The 24224-nt window shown below is 69.5% G+C and carries 21 protein-coding genes and 2 pseudogenes; 14 read left to right on the forward strand and 9 right to left on the reverse strand.

Annotated elements, in window-relative coordinates; translation table 11 throughout:
* Positions 1 to 104 precede the first annotated feature (104 nt).
* The 5 genes and pseudogenes from ACZ5TL_RS05675 to ACZ5TL_RS05695 all read left to right on the forward strand — a co-directional run bounded on the left by ACZ5TL_RS05675 (position 105) and on the right by ACZ5TL_RS05695 (position 4113).
* Positions 105 to 751, forward strand: a pseudogene (locus tag ACZ5TL_RS05675) (DUF5753 domain-containing protein).
* A 434-nt stretch (positions 752 to 1185) separates the two neighbouring features.
* The gene (locus ACZ5TL_RS05680; RefSeq protein WP_468588036.1) at positions 1186 to 1560 is read left to right on the forward strand and encodes a hypothetical protein; all 375 of its coding nucleotides are present in this window, start codon (positions 1186 to 1188) and stop codon (positions 1558 to 1560) included.
* Positions 1561 to 2397: 837 nt separating this feature from the next.
* On the forward strand, positions 2398 to 3180 hold the full coding sequence (locus ACZ5TL_RS05685; RefSeq protein WP_468588038.1) for an MBL fold metallo-hydrolase: 783 nt from the start codon (positions 2398 to 2400) through the stop codon (positions 3178 to 3180).
* Positions 3181 to 3221: 41 nt separating this feature from the next.
* Positions 3222 to 3614 (forward strand): nuclear transport factor 2 family protein, encoded by a 393-nt coding sequence (locus ACZ5TL_RS05690; protein ID WP_468588040.1) that lies wholly within the window; start codon positions 3222 to 3224, stop codon positions 3612 to 3614.
* Between the two features lie 73 nt (positions 3615 to 3687).
* Positions 3688 to 4113, forward strand: a complete 426-nt coding sequence (locus ACZ5TL_RS05695; RefSeq protein ID WP_468588042.1) for a PPOX class F420-dependent oxidoreductase — start codon at positions 3688 to 3690, stop codon at positions 4111 to 4113.
* Between the two features lie 93 nt (positions 4114 to 4206).
* Here ACZ5TL_RS05695 and ACZ5TL_RS05700 read toward each other — a convergent pair whose 3' ends face one another.
* A complete protein-coding gene (locus ACZ5TL_RS05700) occupies positions 4207 to 4716 on the reverse strand; it encodes a MarR family winged helix-turn-helix transcriptional regulator (RefSeq protein ID WP_468588044.1) in 510 nt (169 codons plus the stop codon).
* A 110-nt stretch (positions 4717 to 4826) separates the two neighbouring features.
* On the opposite strand from ACZ5TL_RS05700, the pseudogene ACZ5TL_RS05705 reads away from it, so the two are divergent.
* Both ACZ5TL_RS05705 and ACZ5TL_RS05710 read left to right on the forward strand, forming a co-directional pair.
* A pseudogene (locus tag ACZ5TL_RS05705) lies at positions 4827 to 5512 on the forward strand (S1 family peptidase); the annotation flags it as partial.
* Positions 5513 to 5912: 400 nt separating this feature from the next.
* Positions 5913 to 6335, forward strand: coding sequence for a DUF350 domain-containing protein (locus ACZ5TL_RS05710; RefSeq protein WP_468588566.1), 423 nt, complete (start codon positions 5913 to 5915; stop codon positions 6333 to 6335).
* 391 nt (positions 6336 to 6726) lie between these two features.
* Here ACZ5TL_RS05710 and ACZ5TL_RS05715 read toward each other — a convergent pair whose 3' ends face one another.
* The gene (locus ACZ5TL_RS05715) at positions 6727 to 7035 is read right to left on the reverse strand and encodes a hypothetical protein (protein ID WP_468588046.1); all 309 of its coding nucleotides are present in this window, start codon (positions 7033 to 7035) and stop codon (positions 6727 to 6729) included.
* A 200-nt stretch (positions 7036 to 7235) separates the two neighbouring features.
* On the opposite strand from ACZ5TL_RS05715, the gene ACZ5TL_RS05720 reads away from it, so the two are divergent.
* Positions 7236 to 7775 (forward strand): phenolic acid decarboxylase, encoded by a 540-nt coding sequence (locus tag ACZ5TL_RS05720; RefSeq protein ID WP_468588048.1) that lies wholly within the window; start codon positions 7236 to 7238, stop codon positions 7773 to 7775.
* Between the two features lie 182 nt (positions 7776 to 7957).
* On the opposite strand, the gene ACZ5TL_RS05725 is transcribed toward ACZ5TL_RS05720, so the two are convergent.
* Positions 7958 to 8803 (reverse strand): RNA polymerase sigma factor SigF, encoded by an 846-nt coding sequence (locus ACZ5TL_RS05725; RefSeq protein WP_468588050.1) that lies wholly within the window; start codon positions 8801 to 8803, stop codon positions 7958 to 7960.
* 347 nt (positions 8804 to 9150) lie between these two features.
* Between ACZ5TL_RS05725 and ACZ5TL_RS05730 the strand changes: the two genes are divergently transcribed.
* Both ACZ5TL_RS05730 and ACZ5TL_RS05735 read left to right on the forward strand, forming a co-directional pair.
* The gene (locus tag ACZ5TL_RS05730) at positions 9151 to 10173 is read left to right on the forward strand and encodes a LacI family DNA-binding transcriptional regulator (RefSeq protein WP_468588052.1); all 1023 of its coding nucleotides are present in this window, start codon (positions 9151 to 9153) and stop codon (positions 10171 to 10173) included.
* Between the two features lie 232 nt (positions 10174 to 10405).
* Positions 10406 to 11536 (forward strand): glycoside hydrolase family 12 protein, encoded by a 1131-nt coding sequence (locus ACZ5TL_RS05735; RefSeq protein ID WP_468588054.1) that lies wholly within the window; start codon positions 10406 to 10408, stop codon positions 11534 to 11536.
* 80 nt (positions 11537 to 11616) lie between these two features.
* On the opposite strand, the gene ACZ5TL_RS05740 is transcribed toward ACZ5TL_RS05735, so the two are convergent.
* Together ACZ5TL_RS05740 and ACZ5TL_RS05745 are read right to left on the reverse strand one after the other, a co-directional pair.
* On the reverse strand, positions 11617 to 12282 hold the full coding sequence (locus tag ACZ5TL_RS05740; RefSeq protein ID WP_468588056.1) for an expansin EXLX1 family cellulose-binding protein: 666 nt from the start codon (positions 12280 to 12282) through the stop codon (positions 11617 to 11619).
* A 531-nt stretch (positions 12283 to 12813) separates the two neighbouring features.
* Entirely contained in the window at positions 12814 to 15243 is a 2430-nt protein-coding gene (locus tag ACZ5TL_RS05745) for a SpoIIE family protein phosphatase (RefSeq protein WP_468588058.1), read from the reverse strand.
* Positions 15244 to 15412: 169 nt separating this feature from the next.
* Between ACZ5TL_RS05745 and ACZ5TL_RS05750 the strand changes: the two genes are divergently transcribed.
* Positions 15413 to 16873 (forward strand): aldehyde dehydrogenase family protein, encoded by a 1461-nt coding sequence (locus ACZ5TL_RS05750; RefSeq protein WP_468588060.1) that lies wholly within the window; start codon positions 15413 to 15415, stop codon positions 16871 to 16873.
* Between the two features lie 216 nt (positions 16874 to 17089).
* Positions 17090 to 18337 (forward strand): ABC transporter substrate-binding protein, encoded by a 1248-nt coding sequence (locus tag ACZ5TL_RS05755; RefSeq protein WP_468588062.1) that lies wholly within the window; start codon positions 17090 to 17092, stop codon positions 18335 to 18337.
* A gap of 18 nt (positions 18338 to 18355) precedes the next feature.
* On the opposite strand, the gene ACZ5TL_RS05760 is transcribed toward ACZ5TL_RS05755, so the two are convergent.
* From ACZ5TL_RS05760 to ACZ5TL_RS05775, 4 genes are read right to left on the reverse strand one after another with little or no spacing between them, the layout of a single operon-like run.
* The gene (locus tag ACZ5TL_RS05760; RefSeq protein WP_468588064.1) at positions 18356 to 19096 is read right to left on the reverse strand and encodes an ABC transporter ATP-binding protein; all 741 of its coding nucleotides are present in this window, start codon (positions 19094 to 19096) and stop codon (positions 18356 to 18358) included.
* Positions 19097 to 19098: 2 nt separating this feature from the next.
* The gene (locus ACZ5TL_RS05765; RefSeq protein WP_468588066.1) at positions 19099 to 19971 is read right to left on the reverse strand and encodes an ABC transporter ATP-binding protein; all 873 of its coding nucleotides are present in this window, start codon (positions 19969 to 19971) and stop codon (positions 19099 to 19101) included.
* A complete protein-coding gene (locus ACZ5TL_RS05770) occupies positions 19961 to 20953 on the reverse strand; it encodes a branched-chain amino acid ABC transporter permease (protein ID WP_468588068.1) in 993 nt (330 codons plus the stop codon). Before ACZ5TL_RS05770 ends, ACZ5TL_RS05765 begins: the two co-directional genes overlap by 11 nt.
* 10 nt (positions 20954 to 20963) lie before the next feature.
* A complete protein-coding gene (locus tag ACZ5TL_RS05775; RefSeq protein WP_468588070.1) occupies positions 20964 to 21959 on the reverse strand; it encodes a branched-chain amino acid ABC transporter permease in 996 nt (331 codons plus the stop codon).
* A 110-nt stretch (positions 21960 to 22069) separates the two neighbouring features.
* Between ACZ5TL_RS05775 and ACZ5TL_RS05780 the strand changes: the two genes are divergently transcribed.
* On the forward strand, positions 22070 to 23017 hold the full coding sequence (locus ACZ5TL_RS05780) for a class I SAM-dependent methyltransferase (RefSeq protein WP_468588072.1): 948 nt from the start codon (positions 22070 to 22072) through the stop codon (positions 23015 to 23017).
* An 86-nt stretch (positions 23018 to 23103) separates the two neighbouring features.
* Entirely contained in the window at positions 23104 to 24192 is a 1089-nt protein-coding gene (locus ACZ5TL_RS05785) for a class I SAM-dependent methyltransferase (protein WP_468588074.1), read from the forward strand.
* Positions 24193 to 24224 lie beyond the last annotated feature (32 nt).

A 24224-nucleotide genomic window follows, 5' to 3' on the forward strand; every position in this document is an offset into this window, starting at 1 on the left:
CTACACCATGGCCATCGGCCCGCGACCAGCCCGAGCATCGCGAACCCCGCGCATACCAGACCCGTGACCTGCAACGTCACGATGCACACTGCTCAATGATGAAGATGGCCCGGGAATCCGGCCAGCGGGGCTGGTGGCACCCCTATGGCGACCTCTCCAACAGCGTCTATATCGGCCTGGAGACGGACGTCGCCTCCCTCCACACCTACGAGCCCACAGCGATCCCCGGCCTGTTGCAGACCCCTGCCTACGCCCAGGCCGTCATCCGGCAAACGGTCCCTCCGCCGACGGCCGGAGAGGCGCCACCCGCCTCAAGGTGCAGATGCGTCGCCAGCACCGCATCTACGACCTGTCCTGCCCGCTGCGCCTGTGGCTCGTCCTGGACGAATCCGCACTCAGGCGCGTCGGCGGCGGCCCGAGCGTCATGCATGAACAACTGGAGCACCTGAACGCACTGGAGGCCGAGCCGCACATCACGGTCCAGGTTCTCCCTTACACGGCAGGCGCCCACTCAGGCCTGTCAGGACAGTTCTCCATCCTGAAGTTCGCCGACAGCCCCGAGACAGCGACGGTCTACCTCGAACGCTTCACCAGCGACCTCTACCTGGAGAAAGCCTCCGACGTGCAGCGGTACACCGCCATGTACGAGCACCTCCAGGCCCAGGCCCTCGATCCTGACAGCAGCCACGACTTCATCAGCGACGCCATCAAGGGTTACGTCGACACAGCGGTCCCAGCCCTGAGTGCCTGATGTTGAAGTCGGAGCGACCCGGCCCATGGCAAACCGGTAGACCTCATCGGCGTGACGACGATGAGCCCCCTCCCCGCGTTCTGAACTACCTTCGCCTGGAGCCACGTTGTTCCTGGACACCAGCGCCCCTCCCCCGCCGGTCCGTGCAGAGCGCCCAACCCCGAAGGCACATGGGTTTCCGGGCCCGCTGGGCGGCCGTACCTGACCCGCCACGAGTCGGCCAGCACTGCGATGGACCTGAGCGGCACGGCCGGGTGACACCAGCAGGCTCTTGTGGCGCCGGGGCCGGCGCCGGGCCGCAGGAAGCCACATCCCAACCACCTGGTCACCCTGGGCGCCACCGTGGCCCTGGTGTGGTGACGGCTGGTCACAGTCGGGTCCCTATACGGTCCCGGACGGGGGCTGAAGACGTCATTCCGTGATGCAGTCTGGTCATGACCTCACGGCCCGAGGACGACCAGGACACCCCGGCGCCTTCCCAGAGCCGCGAACGTCCATCTCGGCTGATCGACATCGCGCTCGCCCTGCTGTTCCTGGTCGCGGACGCGGTCATCATCGTGGTCGCCGCAGTGCTGCACTTCGCGGTCGGCATGGGCACTGCGCCCTCGCCGCACTCCTCCACAACCGCGGGCTCCCGTGACGTTCCCGTCCTGATGTGGCTCGTCGTCTGGGGTCTTCCGGCCGTGGCGGTGACCGGTGCCGTCGTGCACTTCCGCCTGAGAATGCCGGTCAGCGGCGGCGTGCAGAGCCTGTTCTCGATCGCCTGCGCGTTCATGGCCGTGGCCTGGACACGAATGCTGCTGTCCTGACACCGGTCGTTCCGCCGCCGGGGCCCCGCCCGGCGCGGCGACAACTCGGCTCCGGGTGCGATCCGGATGACAAGGCGCACTTCGCGGGCCGGCCAAGGCATGGGCGTGGCCTAACGAAGTGGCAGAAGCAATGCCCACGCCGAGTCTCGCCCGGCTTCAACACGCTGAACTTGACGAGGAAGATGAAGTGGACCGTCCACTCTGCACCGACCAGGGCCACACCATGGGCGTCGGCGATGCCCAGGTGCGACGTTCAGGAAGCCGGGAAGTCGGTTCGGATCGAGGCCGGGCGGGCGGCGCGGACAGCGGCGACGATGTTGCGCGCGTAGGTCTGGCGGTCCTCTTCGGAGACCACCGGCAGGTGCACGAACACCCTTCAGCGCCGCGGTATACCTCAGTCGGTTCCGCCGTGGAGCCGTAGCCGCCGGCTACAACGCGCTGCGCGCCGTCCACGACGGCGTCGGCGTTTCGGGTCAGAGCGGTCACGGACTTGCCGGGCAGGGGTTGTGACGTGGTCGTTCGACGGGGCCCTCGACTTCTGGATCGGTGTCTTCGTCTCGATCTCGACCGGTTCCATGGCGTACTTCCTTCCTGCTGACCCGGCCGTGCGCGTCCGAGAGGCTGGATTCCTGTGCCGTCCGCGCCGACCGGCTGACGACGACCGAACCCACATCCATGGAACAATAATTCACGGAAGTTGCTTCCATGGAATGTAAATGGTTTGCTGGATGCCGGGGGGGACACCACCGGCAACCACTTCGGCGTCTTCTCCGTACCCGCCGCCTGACCGCTCCCGCAGGGCCGCGTCCCCACTGTTCACCGCCTGGAGGTTTACCGATGTCCGGCCCCAGCGCCACCAGCGAAAAGATCCCCGTCCGTGTCTACGGCGGCCCGACCACCGTGTTCGAGTACGGCGGGCTCAGGTTCGTCACCGACCCCACGTTCGACCCGCCCGGCGAGTACCCCATGCCCCTCCCCGGCGACCACAGGCTCGTCAAGACCGACCCGTCGCCTGTGATCGCCGCCGACCTGGGCGGCATCGACGCCGTCCTGCTCTCCCACGACACGCATGACGACAACCTGGACAACGCCGGCCGCGCCTTCTTGCCCGAGGTTCCGGTCGTGTTCACCACGCTCAGCGGTGCCGGTCGTCTGGGCGGCAACGCACAGGGGCTGGCCTTCTGGGAGACCGCCGAGCTCAAGCGGCCCGACGGCGGCACCGTGACCGTCACAGGCGTGCCCGCCCGGCATGGCCCCGTCGGCTGTGAACCGGTCACCGGCGACGTCGTCGGCTTCATGCTCACCTCCGACGACCTGCCCTCGGTCTACGTCAGCGGCGACAACGCCGCCCTGGAGCATGTCGAGGAGATCGCCGAGAGGTTCGCTCCCGTCGACACCGCGATTCTCTTCCTCGGCGGCGCCCGTATGGCCTTCGCCTTCGAAGGCGCCCTGCTCACCCTCGACAGCGCCCAGGGCGCCCAGGCCGCGCAGATGCTCGGCGCCCGCCGGGTCGTCCCCGCCCACTTCGACAGCTGGGCCCACTTCAAGGAAGGCCGAGACGAGATCGAGGCGGCTTTCACCGACGCCGGCCTCGCCGACCGACTCGACTTCGCCCGATAGCCACCGCTCCCCCAACCCAAGAACCACAAGGAGCAAGCAACATGACCAGAGCGAACATCGACATCGCCCGCACCTACTTCCAGGCCGTGCAGACCGGAGACATGGCTGCTCTCGGCGAACTCCTCGACACCGACATCGTCTGGCACCAGCCCGGCGCCAACCGGTTCTCCGGCGAGCACAAGGGCCAGGACGCCGTCTTCCAGATGCTCGGCAGCATGATGGAGACCAGCCGGGGCACCTTCGCCATCGACGAGATCCATGCCCTCATGGGAAACGGCGACCTGGTCGCCGCCACCATCCACTTCACCGGCCGCCACGACGGCGCGTCGATGAGCATGGACGGCGTCGACGTCCTGCGCATCGAGAACGGCAAGATCGCCGAGATGTGGCTCTTCTCCGGCGACCCGGCCGCCGAAGACGCCTTCTGGGGCTGAACCTCCGGGTGTCCGAGGGCGACCACCCTCGGACACCCACGAGTCGATCCGTACGAACGCGAAAGGCACCCGCATGCGGAAGATGACCGACGAGCAGTGGCGGGCGTTCGTCACACAGGGCACCCGCACCGGCAAGCTGTCGACCGTCCGCGCCGACGGCAGCCCCCACGTGACACCGGTCTGGTTCCTCCTGGACGGCGACGACATCGTGCTCACCACCGAGACGGGCGGGGCCAAGGGCCGCAACCTCGCGCGCGACGGACGGTTCGCCCTCTGCGTGGACGAGGACCGGCCCCCGTACGCGTTCGTCCTGCTCCACGGACGCGCCGAGATCTCCGAGGACGCCGACGACAGGCTGCGTTGGGGCGGACGCCTCGGCGCCCGCTACATGGGCGCCGGCCGCACCGAGGAGTACGCCGCACGCAACGGCGGCCCCGGCAACCTCCTCGTCCGGGGCCACATCGACACAGTCATCGCCTTCGACGGCATCGCCGACTGACCTGCGGGCTGAGGGGGCGGGGCCGCGCGAGCGCACTCGTCCGGCCCCGGCCCCGCTCCCTCAGCCCACGGGCACTGCGCAGGCCGTCGCGGCTCACGACGTTGGCCGGCCGGGCTCCTTCGGCGCCCGCATGCTCGGCACCGGCGTCTGCCCGGCGGCTTTCCGCTCCGCGTCCAGGGCCCGTCCGGCTGCCCGCAGTGTGCTGAGGACCGCAGTCACCTCGCGCACCGACTTCTCAGGAATCACCGACCCGATCCGCAGTTCCAGCTCGTCCTCGAAGACCTTCAGCGCCCCGTCCACCCGCTTCCGCCCCTCAGCCGTCAACTCGACGACCGAGGACCGGCGGTCGTTCGGATTGGCCCGCCGCTCACACAGCCCCGCCGACTCCAGCCGATCGACCACCTTGCTCGTGCCGCCCACGGTGATCGAGAACTCCTCCGCGATGTCCTGGATCCGCCGCCCGGGCCGACGCAGCAGCAGATGCAGCACCTCGAACGAGGTCAACGGCAGGTCATGCTCCGCCCGCAACCTCCCCTCGATGCCATTCCACAGCTCGATCTCCAGCGAGACCAGCTCCCGGTACAGCTGTTTCAGGTCAGCCATCACTCATCTTCCAAAGAACTATCTTCCATGGATGATTAATGGTAGGTCATCGGCTTGGGGTTACGCCGACGCCGCTCGCCCCCACCGCACACGGGCAAGGATTGGCATAGGTCATCGTGAACATCGTCGCCGCGCACCGCCACGACAACGATGTCCGGGCCTTCCTCGCCCAAACCCGCCGAGCGGGCCCCGTGACGGTGCGGCAGGCCCCGCCGCACCACGGCTTTTCGCCGCCGGCACCGTGGGGGGCGACCCCTGCTACACCGGCAACGTCCGCTGCTCCATCGGCTTCTCGGTGCACGGCGGCTTCGTCACCGCCGGGCACTGCGGCTCGCCGAGTGCCTCGGTGTACGGCTGGGACCGGTCGTACCTCGGCAACTTCCAGGGGTCCTCGTTCCCTGGCAACGACTACGCCTGGGTGAACGTGGGCAGCGGCTGGTGGACCGTACCGGTGGTGCTCGGCTGGGGCACGGTTCCCGACCAGCTCGTCCGCGGCTCCTCCGAAGCCCCGGTGGGAGCCTCCGTCTGCCGTTCCGGCTCCACCACTCACTGGCACTGCGGCACCGTGCTGGCGAAGAACGAGACGGTGAACTACAGCCAGGGCGCCGTCCACCAGATGACGAAGACGAGCGTCTGCGCCGAACCCGGCGACTCCGGAGGCTCCTTCATCAGCGGCGACCAGGCCCAAGGCGTCACCTCCGGCGGCTGGGGCAACTGCACCGGCGGCGGCCAGACCTGGCACCAGCCCGTCAACGAGATCCTCAACCGGTACGGGCTGACCCTTCACACGGCCTGATCCCCATCAGCGCGGCCGAGCGGACTCCGTCCCGGACCTGCCGACGGGAGTCCGCTCTTACCTCAGCTCCTGCACGCCGACCAGCTCAAGACGGCGGGTGCGATGCGCTCCCCGAACCTCCAGGGGCCCGCTGGCCCCGGGCACGGTCCTCCCTGACTGGTGCTGGGTGCTCGTCACCGCGCGGCCGAGAGGAAACAGGGCTGAGCTGCTGGGAGCCCTGGCCTGGCCGGCAAGGTCGCGGGATTTCAGGCGGGCCCGGCAGCAACCAGGGTGCGTCCTCCCGCCGGTGATCCTCACAGAGGCCCGGGCGACGATCAGCGGCCGGAACGTGTGCGCTACATTTTGCCTCTCCTTGACCGCGATCACTCACGATCCCTACGACTTCGGAGTCGGCAACCCTATGAGCGACATCGTCAACGGACTCGGGCGGGCCACCGCATACGGCGGCCTGGGACTGGTCCTGTTGGTCCTCGGCATCGTCCTGGTCGACGTGCTGACGCCCGGAAAGCTCGGCCGACAGATCTGGGAGCAGCGCAATCGCAACGCCGCCGCGGTACTCAGCTCCGCACTGCTCGGTATCGGTGGCATCGTGTTCACGTCCATCTGGACGACATACGAGGACTTCGGCAAGGGACTGGTCTCAACTGCTGTTTTCGGGCTGCTGGGGCTGGTGATGATGGCCTTGGCGTTCCTGGTGGTGGACCTGATCACGCCGGGGCGCCTGGGCGCGACGCTGGTCGAGGCAGAGCCTCATCCCGCGGTCTGGGTGACGGCGTCCTGCAACCTCGCTGTCTCCGCCGTCATTTCGGCGTCCATCGCCTGAACGGCTGCCCCTGAGGGACCGCCCACCTCCACGCACTGCGGTGGGTTCCTCCTCACGGAGGCAGCGGATTCTCGTTTCCGGCTCGCGCCGGTTTCCCGATGCCGGGGGCTCCGTTCTTGGCGGGCGGGTCGAGAATCGGCACTACCACCTTCACCTGCCGGCAAGAGCCGGTCTCCCCTGACCGCCGACCACACGACTGCGACCTGCGCCCGTACGCTGCTTCGGTCCGTCAGCGCGCCGTGGGCGGTCCGGCGGTTTTCGGACGGTCATCAGGGGCCACAGCAGGGTGACGGTGGCCAAGGCAAGGGGAAGGGCCACTTCGACCTCCCCAGGCGTCGCGGCCCCTCCCGTCCAGCTGCAAACGAATACCCCGACCTGCCGGCCTCACGCCTCACTCGCCAGGCCCGGGCCGCCGCGTATTACCCCTGCCACCCGCGCCCACCTCGCATGTCCCGGCGTCCATGGCCCGGGGGCAGTCGCGCTGCCCCTCCAGGGCGCCGATCAGATCGGTGAGCGCCTGCAGCGCCTCATCGATGGCCTGTCGGCTGCCCGGCGCGAGGGTAGCCAGGGCACGCCTCAGTGCTTCCGTGCTCACCCGGTCGTACCGGCTGAGCAGATCGAGGACACGAGGGCAGGCCACGAGATTCACCGCACCCGGGCCGGTCGACGACGGCCTGCACTCGAGGCCCGATGCGCTCATGGCGCGCACCAGGTTACTGACTGTCGAGGTGGCTACCCGTAGACGTGGCAACCTCGCCCAGGGCGAGGGCGAGGGCGAGGGCGCCGGCGCCGGGAAGGACTCTCAGGAACTCGATCCGCGCCTCGCGGAGGCCCGGCAGATCCTCTCCCCACGCATGTATGCAGGCCACCCCACCGCGGCAAGCGCGAAGGAAGAACGACGTGATCAGCAACGGAGCCCACGAGACCACCGTCCGGAACCCCGTGCCCCCACAGGACCTCTCCGGGATCGTCGGCCACCGCTTCATCTACACCTATGCCAACGGCTGGCAGTACGAGATGTACGTGAAGAACCCGGCCGCCATCGACTACCGGATCCACTCCGGCATGGTGGGCGGCCGCTGGGTCAAGGACCAGGGGGTCGACCTGGTCCAACTGGACGACGACCACTACAAGGTCTCGTGGAACGAGCCCACCGGTACGTCGGTCTGCGTCAACGTCATGCCCGGCAAGCGCCGCCTGCACGGCGTGATCTTCTTCCCGCACTGGGTCGAGGAGCACGGCGAGCGCACTGTCCTGTATCAGAACGACCACCTCGACGAGATGCGCAGGTATCGCGACGAGGGCCCGACCTACCCGGTCTGCGTGGTCCCGGAATTCGCGAGGATCACCCTTTTCGAGTTCGTCGGCGCCGACGACGACACCGTCATCTCCACGGCCCCCGGCGACCTCCCGCCGGGCTGGCCCGACCGAGCCAACTGACGGCCCGGCAGCTCCTTGCACAGCTCTTCCCGAGCGGGCCCACGCGGGCGACCGAGTACGTGCGCGCGACCAGGGCGAGCGGCACCGGGCCGACAGGGGGCACAGGGCACGCAGGACGACCGCGGCATGGGCAATGAGAAAGAAGCGGCATCCGGCCTGCCCGCCACGCTCGGGACGCCTGCTCACTGAGGCGTGAGCATGCCTTCCCGCAACCGGGCCAGGGTGCGCGACAGCAGTCGGGAGACATGCATCTGTGAGACGCCCAGACGTTCGCCGATCTGGGCCTGGGTGAGTTCCTCGACGAACCGCATGTGGATAATCTGCCGGTCCCGCTCGCCGAGTTCTGCGATCAGCGGGGCGAGGGTGTGGAAGTCCTCCACCAGCTCCAGCGACCGGTCGTCGGCGCCGATGAAGTCCTGCAGCGCCGCTTCGCCGTCCTCGCTGCCACTGATGGTCGCGTCCAGAGAAGAGGAGTTGTAGCCGTTCGCGGCGAGGCGCGCCTCGCGCACCTCTTCCTCGGGAAGGCTCATCAGCTCCGACAGTTCCTTCACTGTCGGGGTGCGACCCAGCCGGCCGCGCAGTTCCTCCGTGGCGCGAGCGAGGTGGACGCGGGCCTCCTGCAGTCGGCGGGGCACGTGCACGGCCCAGGTGGTGTCCCGGAAGAACCGCTTGATCTCACCCACGATGTAAGGGACGGCGAAGGAGGTGAACTCCGCCTCCCTGGTGAGGTCGAACCGGTCTATCGCCTTGATCAGGCCGATCATGCCGACCTGAACGATGTCCTCCATCTCCTCCGGCCCCCGGCTGCGGAACCGGCCGGCCGCGAAGCGGACCAGGGACATGTTCATCTCGATCAGTGTGTTCCGCGCGTACTGGTACTCGGGTGTGCCCTCCTCCAGCACCGCAAGCCGGTCGAAGAACAGCTTGGACAGTTCGCGGGCATCCTTCGGCGCGACGCGAGAGGGATCGGCGACCTCCGGCAACTCGCGCGCCTGCGTTTCCGTTGCCGCCATGCTCATGAGCGCCATCGCATACCCCTCCCACCGAAGCCAACCGTCGCTGCCGACTGTGCGCAGTCGACGCCGCCGCGCTAGTACCCCCGCATCCTGCATCTACGCCTGCACCCCTCGGAACGGGGGGCCGCTCCTCTCGGGCGGCCCCGGATCCTCGGCCTCCTCCATCACGTGGAACCGGAGCCGTGGGCAGCGAGTTCCGCCTGCGGTGACCAGCCGGAGACGCCCGTACCTCCTACGAGAACGGGAGCGCTCCCAGCCCCTTGGGCGCAGGACGATCACCTGATCTTTTGGCGCGGATGAAGCCGTGTGCTCGCTTGCCTCCCGCCGGTAAGATCGGCGATCTGGTGGGGGAGGTGGTCATGGGCAGGCGACGCCCGGGGACACCGACGCTGGAGGAGGTGGCCGCCCACGCGCGGGTGGGACGAGGCACCGTCTCCCGCGTCATCAACAACGCGGCGGGCGTGAAGGAGTCGACGCGTCGGGCCGTACTGCGGGCCATCGAGGAACTGGGGTACGTGCCCAATCTCGCAGCCCGTTCCCTGGCCGGGCGGCGAGCCGACGCCGTCGCCCTGGTCATGACGGAGCCGGACTGGAGGCGGTTCGCTGAGCCCTTCTTCTCCGAGATCGTCCGCTCCCTCGGAGACGCGCTGACAGACACCGGGCTCCAACTGCTGCTGACCCTGGTCCGCTCGGACGCCGAGCGGCAGCGCTTCCTCGAGTACGCGCGCGGCGGCCGGGTCGACGGAGTCCTGCTGATGTCCCTGCGCGCCGGGGACCCGCTGCCGGACATGCTCGCCGAAGCCCGGTTGCCGACCGTGCTGCTGGGGCGCCGCTCGGGGGAGGAATACGTCAGCTACGTCGACGCGGACAACGTCGGCGGAGCCCGCAGCGCCGTCTCCCACCTGGTGAAACAGGGCCGCAGAGTCATAGCGACCATCACCGGGCCGCTCGACCTGTACGCCTCTCAGTGCCGGCTGCGCGGCTACGAAGACGCCCTGACGCTGGCGGGCCTGGAGGGCGGGCAGACCCGTGTCGCGGAAAGCGACTTCACCGCGGAGAGCGGGCGCCGAGCCATGGCCGAACTCATCGAACGGCATCCCGGCATCGACGGCGTCCTCGCCGCGTCGGACACCACGGCAGCGGGGGCACTCGAGGCACTGCGCGCGGCCGGGCGCCGGGTGCCCGAGGATGTCGCCGTGATCGGCTTCGACGACTTTCCGCTGGCCCAGCGGACCGAACCACGGCTGACGACGGTGCGGCAGCCGATCGAGGAGATCGGGCGGGCCATGGTCCGACTGCTCCTGGAGGAGATCGAGGAGGGCGCCGTGGCATGGCGCCACGTCATCCTCCGTACGGAGCTGGTAGTACGCGAGTCGACCTGACCCTCGTCGGCTGACCCACCGGGGGGGCACTCCCGAAGCCGGAGCGCTGCGTCTCGGCGCCCTTGTCCGACCCGCGTCCCCGGACATCGGGGGACAGGTTCACGTCGCCCCTCTTGTCAGGTACCTGTTTCATCCCTACAGTCCCTGCCGAACCCGGAATTGGGAGCGCTCCCATTTGCCAGGCTGCGGTAGCACTGCCGTTCCCTCCCCCACTCCTGCGAAGAGGATCCGCATGCGTCCTTCACCGCACCATGCCCCCAGCGCGCGTGGCCTGCTCGGCGCGCTGCTCACCTCGCTCGTCTCGCTCGCCGCGCTACTGACCACAGCATCAGTGGCACAGGCCGACACCACGCTCTGCCAACCCTTCGGGACCTCGACCATCCAGGGCCGCTATGTGGTCCAGAACAACCGCTGGGGCACCAACGACACCCAGTGCATCGCCGTCACCGACTCGGGGTTCAGGATCACCCAGGCCGACGGGTCCGTCCCCACGAACGGCGCTCCGAAGTCCTACCCGTCCGTCTACAACGGCTGTCACTACACCAACTGCTCGCCCGGCACCACGCTTCCCGCTCAGCTCAGCACCATCTCCACCGCGCCCACGAGCGTCTCCTACACCTACGTGAACGGCGGGGCGTACAACGCCTCTTACGACATCTGGCTCGACCCCACGCCCCGCACCGACGGCGTGAACCGGACGGAGATCATGATCTGGTTCAACAAGGTCGGGTCCATCCAGCCCATCGGCTCCCAGGCCGGCACCGCCACGGTGGCCGGGCGCGCATGGCAGGTGTGGTCCGGCAGTAACGGCTCGAACGACGTGCTGTCGTTCGTCGCACCGTCGGCGATCAGCAGCTGGAGCTTCGACGTCATGGACTTCGCCCGGGAGGCCGTCTCCCGTGGACTCGCGCGGAACAGCTGGTACCTGACGAGTGTTCAGGCGGGCTTCGAGCCCTGGCAGAACGGCACGGGCCTCGCCGTGAACTCGTTCTCCTCCACCGTCGACACGGGCTCCTCCGGTGAACCGGGCGGCCCCGGAGGCTCCACGGCCTGCACGGTGACGTACGCGACGAACGTCTGGCAGGGCGGCTTCACCGCCGACGTCACCCTCACCAACACCGGCTCCTCCCCCGTCAGCGGCTGGACGCTCGCGTTCACCCTCCCCTCCGGGCAGCGGATAACCAACGCCTGGAACGCGAACCTGTCCGGGTCGTCAGGAGCTGTCACGGCGAGCAACGTGGCCCACAACGCAGAGGTGGCGGCCGGCGGCCGGGCGAGCTTCGGGTTCCAGGGCACCTCCGGCGGCACCGTGGGCAAGCCCTCCGACTTCAGCCTGAACGGCACTGCCTGCACCACGGTGTGACACAGGGCCGCCCTCCGGGTCCGCCTGAGTTCTCCACGCCCAGCGGCGGGCCCCGGAGGCCGCCACTGGTGGCGGCGGGGTCAGTGCCGTGCGAACTGGACCCGTGTCGGCTGCACCGTTTCCGGCCGCAGCGCGATCCCGTTGACGGTCAGTCGTTCTCCGTAGATGTCGGTGAGCCTGATCGCGCCGCCGCATCCGCTGCCGTCGGAGGACAGGAAGTAGTTGTATTCGGTGCGGGCCAGTGGGCGCCAGCCGCCGTCGGCGCGGACCTCCAGCCGTGCGAGCGGGTTGCGGTGGCCGATCGCCTGGATGGCGCACCAGTGCGGGCTGGATCCGGTCTTGTAGCGGATCGAGAGCGTGCCCGGCGTGCCGGGGCTCAGCAGGCTCCAGGTGATCGCGATCCGGCCGGTCGAGGTGGGGGCCAGTTCGGCGAAGGCCTGTTCACTGAGGTCGAGTTGCCCCGGCGCGCAGGGCAGGGGGCATTCGTTGGTGACACGGACCGTGACGGAGGCGCCGTTCGCCGCGCGGACGAGCAGGTATGCCCCGCAGGCCTTGGAGGTCTCGTAGTCGGTGGTGTTCATGGCCGCGATCATCATGTCGTCGCTCGGGCCGTACGAGCAGGCGCCGTCCCCGACTCCGGCCTCGTAGACGGTGGCGACTCCCTGATAAGTGACCTTGGGCCGGATGCGTCCGGCCAGGGACGACGTGGCGGGAGCCTTCCGTGCGGGGGCCGACGAAGGTGCCACGGGCGGGGTTGGGGATGCCTTCGGGCTCGCAGCGCCGGCCGACGGGGTCGTGGAGGTGGCGGACGGGGAAGGTGTGGCGGACTTCCGCGCAGGCGACGCCTGCGGGAGAGCCCCCTGGGAGGTGGCGACGGCCGTGGCCGGGGCCCGCCCGGCACGCTCCTTCCGGTCGGGTTGGATCGTCATGACCAGGCCGACGAGAAGACCTGTGACGACCAGCCCCGCGGCGGTGCCCACCATCAGCCGGCGTCTGTGCCTGCGCCGCCTCGCGGCCTGGCGTGTCTCTTGCATGTTCATCCGTTCGGAAGAGCGTGTCGGTGTCGCACTGCTCAGTGGCCGCGGACGGCGAAAAGGTTGCCGTCGATCTCCCGGCCGGTCAGGCCCCTGGACCTGTGCAGCCGGGTCGAAGCAGTTGGCGGGACCGCCGTCAGCGCTGCTCGGCCGTCGCCGAGCCTCGGTGTTATCTCTGGTCAACGCGGCGCATGTGCTGCCGCGCCGCCAGGCCGGCACTACGGCCGCACGGGTCTCGGCCCGCTAGGCACCTCCGTCGCCGGGAAGCGACTGCTCAGCCCAAATGGTCTTTCCGTTGGTGATCTGACGGGTGCCCCAGCCCTGGGTGAGCTGAGCGACAAGAAGCAACCCGCGTCCACCTTCGTCGAAGGTACGGGCCCGGCGCAGGTGGGGAGCGGTACCGCTGCCGTCCGAAACCTCGCAGATGAGGGTGCGGTCGTAGATCAGTCTGAGCTCGATGGGAGGCCGGCCGTACCGGATGGCGTTGGTGACCAGTTCGCTGACGACCAACTCGGTGACGAACACGGCGTCGTCCAAGCCCCAGTCGGACAGTTGCCGGCAAGCGGCCTTGCGCGTCTCGGCGACCGCGGCGGGGTCTTGCGTCACCTGCCAGGTCGCCACGTGGGAGGCGTCGAGGGCTCGGGTGCGGGCCACGAGGAGCGCCACATCATCGGACGCGCGATCCACGAGCAGGGTGCGCAGCAGGGCATCGCAGACGGCCTCCAGATCCTGGGCCGGTCGGCGCAGCACCTCGCGCATGGCGGTGACCCCTTCGTCGACCTCACGGCCACGGCCCTCGACGAGCCCGTCCGTGTAGAGGACGAGCAGGCTGCCCTCGGCCAGCTCCAGCTCGGTCGACTCGAAGGGCAGGCCGCCCACGCCGAGGGGAGGGCCTGCCGGAACATCGAGGAACTCGACGGTGCCGTCAGGTGCCACCAGGGCCGGCACGGGGTGGCCCGCGCGGGCCAGAGCGCAGTGGCGGGAGACCGGGTCGTACACGGCGTACAGACAGGTGGCGCCGATGTCGCCGTCGAGCGTGGCCGTGGTGTCGCCGCCGCCGGCAACATGGTTGACCAGGTCGTCGAGGTGGGTCAGCAACTCGTCGGGGGGAAGGTCGACATCGGCCAGCGTGCGTACGGCGGTGCGCAGTCGCCCCATGGTCGCCGAGGCCTGGATGCCGTGACCCACGACGTCCCCGACGACCAGGGCGACCCGGGCACCAGAGAGCGGAATGACATCGAACCAGTCGCCGCCGACACCGGCCCGGGCGCTGGCGGGCAGATAACGGGATGCGACGTCGAGAGCCGCCTGCTCGGGGAGACCCTGCGGCAGCAGGCTGCTCTGCAAGGCGAGGGAGGTGTCGCGCTCGCGGGTGTACCGCCGGGCGTTGTCGATACACACGGCTGCGCGAGCGGTGATCTCCTGGCCCAGCAGCAGGTCGTCCTGCTCGAAGCGCTTGGGCCGGCGGTGGCGGGAGAACGTGGCCACCCCCAGGATGAGGCCACGCGCACGCATGGGTACCGCCAGCACCGAGTGGAACCCGAACCGCCGCATGCGTTCGGCCCGATCCGGGCCCGTCCGGTCAAGATCCTCCAGGGCGGCGGGCGTGATGTGCTCGATGAGGGGCCGCCCCGCGGCCAGGCACTCCGCCGCGGTGGAACCCTCGGGGTAGGCCGCGACCGTGCCGCACGGCACCACGGCTTCGGGGCAGCGCTCCAGAACCGACTGGCAGGCGACCCGGCGCAACCTCACCGGACCGCGCGGAGAACCCTGTGGCGGATCCTCACCCCCCTCGATCGCCGGCAGGAGATCGACGGTGACGAAGTCCGCGAACCGCGGGACGGCCACGTCGGCGAGTTCCTGAGCGGTACGGGTCAGGTCCAGGGTGCTGCCGATCAGCAGGCTGGCGTCGTTGACCAGGACCAGTCGCTGCCGTGCGAGGTGCTGCTCCGTCACGTCGTGTGCCGACAGCAGGACACCTTCGAAACTCCCATCGGAGCCCCGCACGGGGACGAGGGACACCGACCACACGCTCTCCCGCTCGTGGCCGGCGAGGTGCAGTGCGGCTCCGAGCTCCTGGAGACGGCCGGTCTCCAGCGCGGTCCGCATGCCCTCCTCGGTCCGTTCGCTCTCCGGGTCGAGGACGATCTCCGTCACTCGCAGGCCTCGCATCTCCTGCTCGGGCAGGCCCATCACACGTTCCATGTCCGCGTTCGCCCAGCGCAACCGCAGTCCGGTGTCGTACAGAGCCATCGCGTAGGGAGCCTGGGCGAAACTACGCCGCACGAACGTATCGTCGTCGGGCGTCGGTGCGGGCCGTGTCACCGGTGACACCAGCAGCCAGTCCTCCCCGTCGGTCTGCCGGTGATGGGCCAGCAGCCCGACGGTGAGGTGGTAACCGTCCCGGTGCAGCAGCGTGGCCGTGCCGCTCCACCTCCGCAGGCCGTTCAGCGAGTTCGGCACGTCGGACGGAGCGGCGTCCGCGAGAAGCACGGCCGCCTTCCGGCCGACCACCTCTGGGGCCCGGTAACCGAGCAGCCGGCGAGCCCCTTCGTTCCACTCGGTCACGACACCGTGATCATCGACGACGATCTTGGCCGTCGCCGCACCGTCGACACGTTCCTGCGACCAGGCGCTCGGGCCGTCGTCCCCGGCGGACGCGGATCCGTTCATGACGTCATCTGCCCTCACTCCGCCCTGGCGCCTACGACCCAGAAGCGCCCCGGCCCGAGGTGCGGCGCACCTGCACACTTACGACACTAGACAATAAGAGTGGCAGACGGGCATGTACCGGTCCTCATGTCAGGACGGCGGCACCGACCCCGGACGGAGGGCGGCACCCATGACCGGCAACGGCGACAGGTGGCCGGACCAGGCCGAGTGGGCCGGGAAGATCTACAGCGCCGGCTGGCGCGAATCCGAGGGCGGCACACGCCAAGTGAGCGAACCGGCCACGGGACACGTGCTGGCCGACATCGGCATCGCCTCTCCGGCGGACGTCGCCCGGGCCGGGACACGGGCCGCCCAGGCCGCGGGAGACTGGGCCGCGGCAGCTCCTTCCGACCGTGTCGAGGTCCTGCTGCGCGCGTCCTCCGCGCTCCGTGAGCACAGTGCCACGTTCCGCGACTGGATCGTCCGCGAGTCGGCCGGCGTCCCCGTCAAGGGCGACTACGAGATCATCGCTGCCCTCGCCCAACTGTCGCACGCCGTGGGACTCGCGTCCCTGCCCAGGGGCGAGGTCCTGACCCCTCAGACCCCCGGTGGAACGAGTCTGGCATGGCGGGTGCCGCTGGGCGTCGTCGGCGTCATCAACCCGTGGAACGCGCCGCTCCTGTTCGCGGTGCGCGCGCTGGCGCCCGCACTGGCGCTGGGCAACACCGTGCTCCTCAAGCCCGACCCGCTCACGCCGGTGTCCGGAGGCGTCCTCGTCGCGCGGCTCTTCGAGGACGCCGGCCTGCCCGAAGGGGTGCTGCACGTCCTGCCGGGCGGGGCGGAGACCGGGCAGGCGGTCGCAGCGGATCCTCATGTCGGCATGGTCGCGTTCACCGGCTCCGTCGAGGCCGGACGCGAGGTGGCCCGTGTGGCGGGTGAGGGACTGAAGCGGGTCGTCCTGGAACTCGGCGGCAAGAACTCGTTCGTCGTGCTCGAGGACGCCGATGTGGAGGCGGCCGCCTTGGCCGGAGCCATGAGCGCCTTCGGGTACCAGGGACAGGCGTGCGTCGCCGCCGGCCGGCACCTGGTCCATGCCGACCTGGTCGAGGCGTACACCGACGCGCTGGTCGGGCACGCGCGGACCATGCGCCTCGGCGACCCCCGCCTGGAGGGGGTCGGCGTCGGCCCGATCATCAGCGAGCGGCAGGCCACCCGGATCGAGCGCATCGTCGACGAGAGCGTGGCCGTCGGGGCGCGGGTGCTCACGGGCGGCCGACGCGACGGGCTCTTCTACCCGCCCACCGTCCTGGACCGCGTCGACCGAGCCATGCCGGCGTTCCGTGAGGAGATCTTCGGTCCGGTCGCCCCTGTCATTCCCTTTCGCAGCGAGGCGGAGGCCGTCGAGATCGCCAACGACACCGCGTACGGCCTGACGGCCGCCGTGCACTCCGGTTCCGTGCCGAGGGCGACCGCTGTCGCCGGACAACTGCGCACCGGCATGGTGCACATCAACGACGTCTCCGCCAAGGACGCGGCGAACGCCCCCTTCGGTGGCATGGGCATCTCCGGCAACGGCTCGCGCATCGGCGGCACGGCCAGCCTGGAAGCGTTCACCCAGTGGCGCTGGATGACGGCACCCGGGCCGACGTGACATCGGGGCCGGGCAAAGCTTGCTGGGGACCCGGCTGGAGGAACGGGTCCCGGATGGACGGTGCACTTAACGGAGGCCGGGGCGGGAGCACGTTCCATCACAAAAGTGTATTCTTTGTTCTTTTCCGGACTCCAAAAGAGATCTAACCTCGTGTACAGATGGCGGGCGGTTGGCCGGCCAGTCGACCACCGCCGCCTGTAACGAGCGGAGGCGGAGATGAAAGCGTCGATACGGCGGTCCGCGATCTTCGCGAGCGCGGCCGCTCTTGTGATAGCCGTCGGAGGTACGACGGGCACCGCCCAGGCCGAGCCGGGCGACGGTGAGCTCCAGTTCGGCTACGTCCTGCCGGAGACGGGACAGCTCGCCTACCTCGGTCCGCCCCAGATCGAGTCGCTGAAGTTCGCGATACAGCAGATCAACGACGCCGGCGGGGTCCTGGGCAAGTTCGTGCCGAATGTGGTCGCCAGTGACGAGGCGGGCCAGGAGGCCGTTGCCGCGCAGTCCGCGGACCGGGTCCTCTCGGCAGGCGTGGACGCGGTCATCGGCGCCGCCGCTTCCGGGATGTCGCTGGCGTTCATCGACCGGGTGACCGGTGCGGGCGTCGTGCAGTGTTCGGGGTCGAACACCGCTCCCACGTTCACCGACTACGAGGACGACGGCTACTACTTCCGTACCGTCCCGAGCGACGCCCTGCAGGGGCCCGTCCTGGCGGATGTCGTCCGCGAGGACGGCCACGACCGGGTGGCCCTGGTCGCACGGGCTGACGACTACGGGCGCGGCCTGATGGAGGCCACCCGGGAGTCGCTGGAGGACGCCGGTGCGACGGTGACGCTCGCGGAGACCTACGACCCGAAGGCGACCAACTTCGACCAGGTCGTCCAGCAGGTGGAGAACTCCAGGCCGGACGCCGCCGTGGTGATCGCCTTCGAGGAGGGCACCCAGATCCTGCAGGGCATGATCGAGTCCGGACTCGGGCCCGACCAGATCGGCGTCTACGGCGCTGACGGACTGCGCAGCGAGGAGCTGCCCTCGCTGGTCGCCCCTGGCCAGCCGGAGAGGCTCTCCGGGATGAAGGGGACCGCGCCGGCATCGGCGTCGAACGAGCAGTACGTGAACGACCTCAAGGAATTCGCGCCGGACCTGCAGGAGCTGCAGTTCGCACCGCAGGTGTACGACTGCGTGACAACGATCGCGCTCGCCGCCGAGAAGGCGGGGACGGACGATCCCCGCGAGTACGTCAAGGAGATGAACGGGATCACCAAGGACGGCGAGAAGTGCAACTCGTTCGCCGCCTGCAAGGAACTGATCGCCGACGGCAGGGACATCGACTACGACGGTGTGAGCGGCCCGCTCGACTTCACCGACGAGGGCGAACCAGGCCAGGCCACGATCGAGGTCTACGGCTACAACGACGAGGGAGAGTTGCAGACCCTGCGCACCGAGACCAGCACGGCCGAGGAGTGACCGGGAGGACAGCGGGAGTCAACGGACGCGGGCGAGCGTGCCGAGGTAGAGCTCGATCACCTTCTCGTCGTGCAGCAGGGCCGTACCCGTGCCGGTGTACGCGTTGCGGCCCTGGTCGAGGACGTAGCCGCGGTCGCAGAGTTGCAGGCACCTGCGGGCGTTCTGCTCGACCATGAGCACGGCGACGCCCGCGCTGTTGATCGTCCTGCACTGCTCGAAGACATGGTCCTGATGGAGCGGTGACAGGCCGGCCGACGGCTCGTCGAGCAGCAGCAGCTGCGGCTCCATCATCAGCGCGCGGGCCATCGCGAGCATCTGGCGTTCGCCGCCGGACATCGCGCCGGCCTTCTGCCCGCGGCGGTCGGCCAGGACGGGGAAGAGCTCCTCGACCGCCGCGACCCGCCGCGCCTGGTCCTTGGGCCGCAGATAGACTCCCATCCGCAGGTTCTCCTCGACGGTCAGTGTGGAGAACACGTTCTGCAGCTGCGGAACGTAGCCCACGCCCCGCCGGACCAGCTCGTGCGCGGGCCGGCCGGTCACGTCCCAGCCGCGCAGGCGCACAGTCCCGCCGCGCACCCGCAGCAGCCCGAAGACGGCCTTGATCAGAGTCGACTTGCCGGCGCCGTTGGGGCCGATCACGCCGACCACCTCGCCCGGCCGCACCTCGACGCTGCATCCGCGCAGCACATCGACACCAGGGACGTATCCGGCGACGATGTCGTCGGCCGCCAGTACCGGTGCCTGTTCCTCGACGGACATCGCTACTCCTCCTCATCCCTCTCCTCGGTCGCCTCCGGCTCGTCGTGCCGCTTGCCCAGGTAGGCGTCCACGACGGCGGCGTTCCGGCCGATCGTGTGCGGTGGGCCCTCGGCCACCAGGCGGCCGTCGGCCATGACGGCCACCCAGTCGCTGATGCCCATCACCACGTCCATGTCGTGCTCGACGAAGCACACCGTCAGCCCCTCGTCCCGCAGCCGCTGGATGTGTCCGAGCAGCGACTGGGTCAGCGCGGGGTTCACCCCGGCCATCGGCTCATCGAGCAGGAGCATGACCGGCCGGGTCATCAGTGCGCGGGCCAGCTCCAGCAGTTTGCGCTGACCGCCGGAGAGCGTGCCGGCGTGGTCGTCACGCAGGTGCCCGAGCCGGAACCGGTCCAGCAGTTCGTCCGCCCGGCGCTCGAGCTCCCGCTCCTGCCCGCGCCACAGCGGTCGCAGCAGCGCGGGCAGCGCCCGCTCGCCGCGTTGACCGGGCGCGGCGAGCAGAAGGTTCTCCAGCACCGTGAGCCGGGCGAGCGCTCTGGAGAGCTGGAACGTACGGACCATTCCGCGCCGCGCCACCCGGTGCGCCGGGGCGCCGGTGAGCGGCCGTCCGTCGAACGACCACCGGCCGCCGTCGGCCCGGTCGAACCCGCTCACCACGTTGAACAGTGTGGTCTTGCCGGCGCCGTTGGGCCCGATGAGCGCCGTGATGACCCCGCGCTGGACCTCCAGGTGCTCGACCCGCACGGCGGCGAGGCCTCCGAAGGTACGGGTCACCTGGTCCAGAACCAGCAGGGGATCGGGCTTGCGCACCCCCGGCTCGGGATCGATCGCGGAGAGCCGGTCCGGGTGGGATCCGACAGGGTCAGCGGCCACTGAGCAGCATCTCCTTCCGGCTGCCGAGAATCCCCTGCGGCCGGAACGCGACCAGCAGCATCAGGGCGACTCCGACCAGGGCGAAGCGCACCGCGCCGACCTCCGAGGTACTGATGAGGTCCGGCGAGATGTAGTCGGCGTTGATGGCCTGGCGGAGCGCGCTGTCGAGGAAGCTGAGGACGAACCAGAACAGGATCGCGCCGAGAACCGGACCGAGGATCCGCCCGGCACCTCCGAGGACGAGCAGTGTGTACAGGAAGAACGTGACGGCCGGATCGTAACTGTCCGGGTTCACGGACTGCACCTGGATCGCCTGCATCATGCCCGCGACCGCCCCGATGACGCCGCCGAGCACGAGGCTCTGCATCTTGTACGCGTAGACGTTCTTGCCGAGGCTGCGCCCGGCGACCTCGTCCTCCCGGATCGACCGGATGACACGGCCCCACGGGCTGTGGATCAGCAGGGCGAGCAGGATTCCGGCCAGGAGCACCAGCGTCCATCCGACGGTCATGACCCAGAGGTCGCGGGAGCCGAACCTCACGAGCCACACGCCGTAGGTGCCGGGCTCGAAAGGGTTGAGCGCGTAGAAGTCGTTCGCGAACCTCTGCAGCCCGAACACCCCGCCGGTGACCGGCTCGGCCCAGCTGGAGCGGTAGAACAGCCGTAGCGTCTCCCCCGCCGCGATCGTGGTGATGGCGAGGTAGTCGGCGCGCAGCCGCAGGGTGGGCAGACCGAGAAGCAGGGCCAGCACGATCGCGCAGGCGATGCCGCCCAGGACGCCGAGCCACATCGGACCGTCGTACGTCGACACCGTGATGGCGAGCCCGTAGCCGCCGACCAGCATGAATCCGACCTGGCCGAAGTTCAGCAGCCCCGTGTAGCCGAAGTGCAGGTTCAGTCCCATCGCGGCGAGGGCGTAGACGGCGGCGATGGGGCCGATTCCCGAGCGCAGGGCGTTGGAGACGATGTCCGAGAAGTCCATGGCGCACCCCTCACCCGACGCGTTCGGCCCGGCCGAGGATGCCCTGCGGCCGGACGAGGAGGACGACGATGAGGACGAGCAGGGCCCAGGCGTACTGCAGGTCGACCGGGAACCACAGGGTGGACATCTGGGCGACGATGCCGATGACGAGACTGCCGACCATCGCTCCGTAGGCGGAGCCGAGCCCTCCGAGGATGACCCCGGCGAACATGAGCAGCAGGAGCTTGAAGCCCATGTCCCAGGTGACGATCTCGACCAGGCCGAAGAAGACACCGCCGAGCGCGGCCAGCCCGCCGCCGAGCATCCACACGAACAGCACCACCCGCTGCACGTCGATGCCCGACGCCTCCGCGAGGTCACGGTTGGCGGAGACGGCCCGGACGGCCGTGCCGATCCGCGTCTTCTGCAGGAGCGCGGCGACGCCGAGCAGCACCAGCACGGCGAGCAGGGTGACCGTGAGGTCCCGTGGCGTGATGCCGGCCGGCCCCAGGTCGATCGTGCTCTGGATGTCGTACTGCGCGTAGGAGGCGGGACGGGTTCCGTACAGCACGAGTACGACGTGGCGCAGCAGCAGCGAGAGCCCGATGGTGACGATGAACATGTTGATCAGCCCGGTGCCCCGGGCCCGCAGCGGGCGCCAGATGCCGCGATCGACCGCCGCGCCCAGCAGGGCGCCGAAGACCACCGCGGCGAGAGCGGCGGGAATCAGGTGCCAGCCCGGACCCGCCGCGGAGACGTTGAGGAAGAACGCGAAGGTGGCGCCGATCGTGACGAACTCACCGTGCGCGAAGTTGATCAGATGGATGGTTCCGAAGATCAGTGAGAGCCCGACCGAGGTGATCGCGATGATCACCCCGAACTGGATACCGTCGATCAGCGCCTGCAGAGCGCGCGCGGAGAACGTGGGGCCGCGTGGGACTTCCTCACCCTGCGCCCGTGCGGAGATCGCGGGCAGCATGACAAGGGCCAGGGCGAGGACCGGTACGAGCATCCGCTGATGGCGCATGGCAGTTCCGGTATGTCACGAACGTCCTTTATGGGCTCAGTGTAGGTGCAGGTCTGTGCGGTGACACGGGCAGCGGGCCACAGATGCGCCCCGGAAGCGGAGGTTGCGGGATGAGTGACGGCGGGAACCTGGCGAGTGCCTACAGCGACGACAGCGTGCTCTTCCGGGTGCTCCGGCACCTCGGCTGGGACAGCCTGGCCAACATCGGCTACTTCACGCTGCCCACCTTGCCGGTCGTGCCTCTGGCAGGGCCTGTGCCCTTTCAGCGCCGTCTGGCCCGCCGGTCGCTGGCGTTGCTGGACGCCCGGCCCGGACAGCTCGTCCTGGATGCCGGATGCGGTCGCGGTGACACCACGGCACGGTTGGGCGCCGCGGGATGCCGGGCCCTGGGGGTGGACATCCAGCCCGCGCAGATCGCCCAGGCACGCCGCCGCTTCGGTGGCTGTTCCGGCGCGCGATTCGCCGTCGCCGACGCCACCGCTCTGCCGCGGCGGGCAGCGGAGATCCCGCTGACGGACGGCTCCGTCGACCGGGTGCACTGCCTGGAGGCCGCCTTCCACTTCGGCCATGAGGGCCGCAGGTCCTTCCTGAGCGAAGGTTTCCGGCTGCTCCGCCCCGGAGGGCGGCTCGTCCTCGTGGATGTCACCTCCCGTACGGATCAGCCGATCGGGACCCTCGACCCGAACGGCCTCGTCCGCGGCACCTGGCGCTTCGACGACCTCGAACCGTACGAGCGTTACCCGTTGATGGCTTCCGCCGCCGGCTTCACCACACGCCATGTCCTCGACTGGACCACCCCCGTACTCCACCGGGCGGCCCAGCTCTGCGCCCTGTTCGCCGGCACCGCGTCCACCCGGGCCGGCCGGCAGGCCCTGTGCGTGCGGTGGCCCGGCCTGAGAAGTCTCGACGCCCGCGAGTGGGACGAGGCCCTCGCCGTCATCCGGGCCCACCAGGCCATCGAGCGCGTCGCGCGCTACACGGCGTACGTCTTCGACAAGCGGCCCCGTGTCCCGTCCTCGCCCGCTGGAGACGCCCGCCAGGGGGAGGCAGCACCGTGACGGCCTGGTCGGCGATACGGGCTTAGCATGACAAAAAGGTCTCGTTCTGGCCGTGCGTCTCAGCCGCCTTGACCGAAGGGGCGATCATGTCCACTCGTGAAACGCACCAGGCTCCCCCGGACCCCGCGAGGCAGGAGGCGTTCGCGGGCGAAGTCGCCGATGTCCTGAACAAGGGCGTGCTCGCCCTGCTGACCAGCGTGGGCCATCAGTGCGGCCTGTTCGACACCCTGGCCTCCCTTCCCCCGTCGACCAGCGCGGAGATCGCCAAGGCGGCGGATCTGGACGAGCGGTATGTGCGCGAGTGGCTGGGCGGCATGGTCGTGGGCGGCTTCGTGGAGTACGAGCCGGAGGGGCAGCGCTACACGCTGCCGTCCGAGCACGCCGCCTCGCTGACCACCGCGGCCGGCCCGGAGTGCCTGGCCGGAATGATGCCCTACATCGCCCTCATGGGCGAGGTCGAGCAGCAGGTCGTACGCAGTTTCCGCGAGGGAGGAGGCGTGCCGTACTCGGCCTATCCGCGGTTCCAGGCGTTGCAGGCCGAGGAAACCGCCCGGGTCTATGACCAGGCACTGGTCGACACGATCGTGCCACTGGTCCCGGGGCTCACGGAGCGGCTGCGCGAGGGCATCGACGTTCTCGACGTCGGCACGGGACAGGGACACGCTCCTCTCGTGCTCGCGCGGGCCTTCCCCGCCAGCCGCTTCCACGGCATCGATCAGTCGGAGGCGGGGATCGACGTCGCACGTACGCGGGCGGCCCGCTCCGGCCTGGGCAACCTCCGCTACACCCTCGGCGACTCGACGGAGATCAGCGGCACGTACGACCTCATCACCGCCTTCGACGTGATCCACGACCTGGCACGGCCGGCCGAGACGCTGGAAGCGATCAGGAGGGCTCTGGCTGAGGACGGCACGTTCCTCATGGGCGACATCGCCGCCTCCAGCAGGCTGGAGGAGAACATCGGCCATCCCTTCGGGCCCGCGCTCTACGGCTTCTCCGTCTTCTACTGCATGACGACCTCGCTCAGCACCGGCGGAGCCGGGCTGGGCACTGTCTGGGGGCAGGAGACAGCAGTGCGGATGCTCCGGGAAGCCGGCTTCGCAGATGTCGACATCAAGTCCGTGGACGGCGACCCCCTCAACGCCTACTACGTCGCCACCTTGCACGGAAGGTGATGGTGAGGGGAGCGCCGCCGCGCCCCCCTTGC

Source organism: Streptomyces sp. NPDC033136 (assembly GCF_055578235.1).

What these genes read in the sequence shown, in the direction of transcription:
- ACZ5TL_RS05725 (WP_468588050.1), bottom strand. Translation starts at nt 8,803, where the DNA reads ATGGCGCTCATGAGCATGGCGGCAACGGAAACGCAGGCGCGCGAGTTG.
- ACZ5TL_RS05755 (WP_468588062.1), top strand. Translation starts at nt 17,090, where the DNA reads ATGAAAGCGTCGATACGGCGGTCCGCGATCTTCGCGAGCGCGGCCGCT.
- ACZ5TL_RS05695 (WP_468588042.1), top strand. Translation starts at nt 3,688, where the DNA reads ATGCGGAAGATGACCGACGAGCAGTGGCGGGCGTTCGTCACACAGGGC.
- ACZ5TL_RS05770 (WP_468588068.1), bottom strand. Translation starts at nt 20,953, where the DNA reads ATGGACTTCTCGGACATCGTCTCCAACGCCCTGCGCTCGGGAATCGGC.
- ACZ5TL_RS05710 (WP_468588566.1), top strand. Translation starts at nt 5,913, where the DNA reads ATGAGCGACATCGTCAACGGACTCGGGCGGGCCACCGCATACGGCGGC.
- ACZ5TL_RS05750 (WP_468588060.1), top strand. Translation starts at nt 15,413, where the DNA reads ATGACCGGCAACGGCGACAGGTGGCCGGACCAGGCCGAGTGGGCCGGG.
- ACZ5TL_RS05745 (WP_468588058.1), bottom strand. Translation starts at nt 15,243, where the DNA reads ATGAACGGATCCGCGTCCGCCGGGGACGACGGCCCGAGCGCCTGGTCG.
- ACZ5TL_RS05775 (WP_468588070.1), bottom strand. Translation starts at nt 21,959, where the DNA reads ATGCGCCATCAGCGGATGCTCGTACCGGTCCTCGCCCTGGCCCTTGTC.
- ACZ5TL_RS05760 (WP_468588064.1), bottom strand. Translation starts at nt 19,096, where the DNA reads ATGTCCGTCGAGGAACAGGCACCGGTACTGGCGGCCGACGACATCGTC.
- ACZ5TL_RS05685 (WP_468588038.1), top strand. Translation starts at nt 2,398, where the DNA reads ATGTCCGGCCCCAGCGCCACCAGCGAAAAGATCCCCGTCCGTGTCTAC.
- ACZ5TL_RS05700 (WP_468588044.1), bottom strand. Translation starts at nt 4,716, where the DNA reads ATGGCTGACCTGAAACAGCTGTACCGGGAGCTGGTCTCGCTGGAGATC.
- ACZ5TL_RS05785 (WP_468588074.1), top strand. Translation starts at nt 23,104, where the DNA reads ATGTCCACTCGTGAAACGCACCAGGCTCCCCCGGACCCCGCGAGGCAG.
- ACZ5TL_RS05730 (WP_468588052.1), top strand. Translation starts at nt 9,151, where the DNA reads ATGGGCAGGCGACGCCCGGGGACACCGACGCTGGAGGAGGTGGCCGCC.
- ACZ5TL_RS05680 (WP_468588036.1), top strand. Translation starts at nt 1,186, where the DNA reads ATGACCTCACGGCCCGAGGACGACCAGGACACCCCGGCGCCTTCCCAG.
- ACZ5TL_RS05780 (WP_468588072.1), top strand. Translation starts at nt 22,070, where the DNA reads ATGAGTGACGGCGGGAACCTGGCGAGTGCCTACAGCGACGACAGCGTG.
- ACZ5TL_RS05715 (WP_468588046.1), bottom strand. Translation starts at nt 7,035, where the DNA reads ATGAGCGCATCGGGCCTCGAGTGCAGGCCGTCGTCGACCGGCCCGGGT.
- ACZ5TL_RS05690 (WP_468588040.1), top strand. Translation starts at nt 3,222, where the DNA reads ATGACCAGAGCGAACATCGACATCGCCCGCACCTACTTCCAGGCCGTG.
- ACZ5TL_RS05735 (WP_468588054.1), top strand. Translation starts at nt 10,406, where the DNA reads ATGCGTCCTTCACCGCACCATGCCCCCAGCGCGCGTGGCCTGCTCGGC.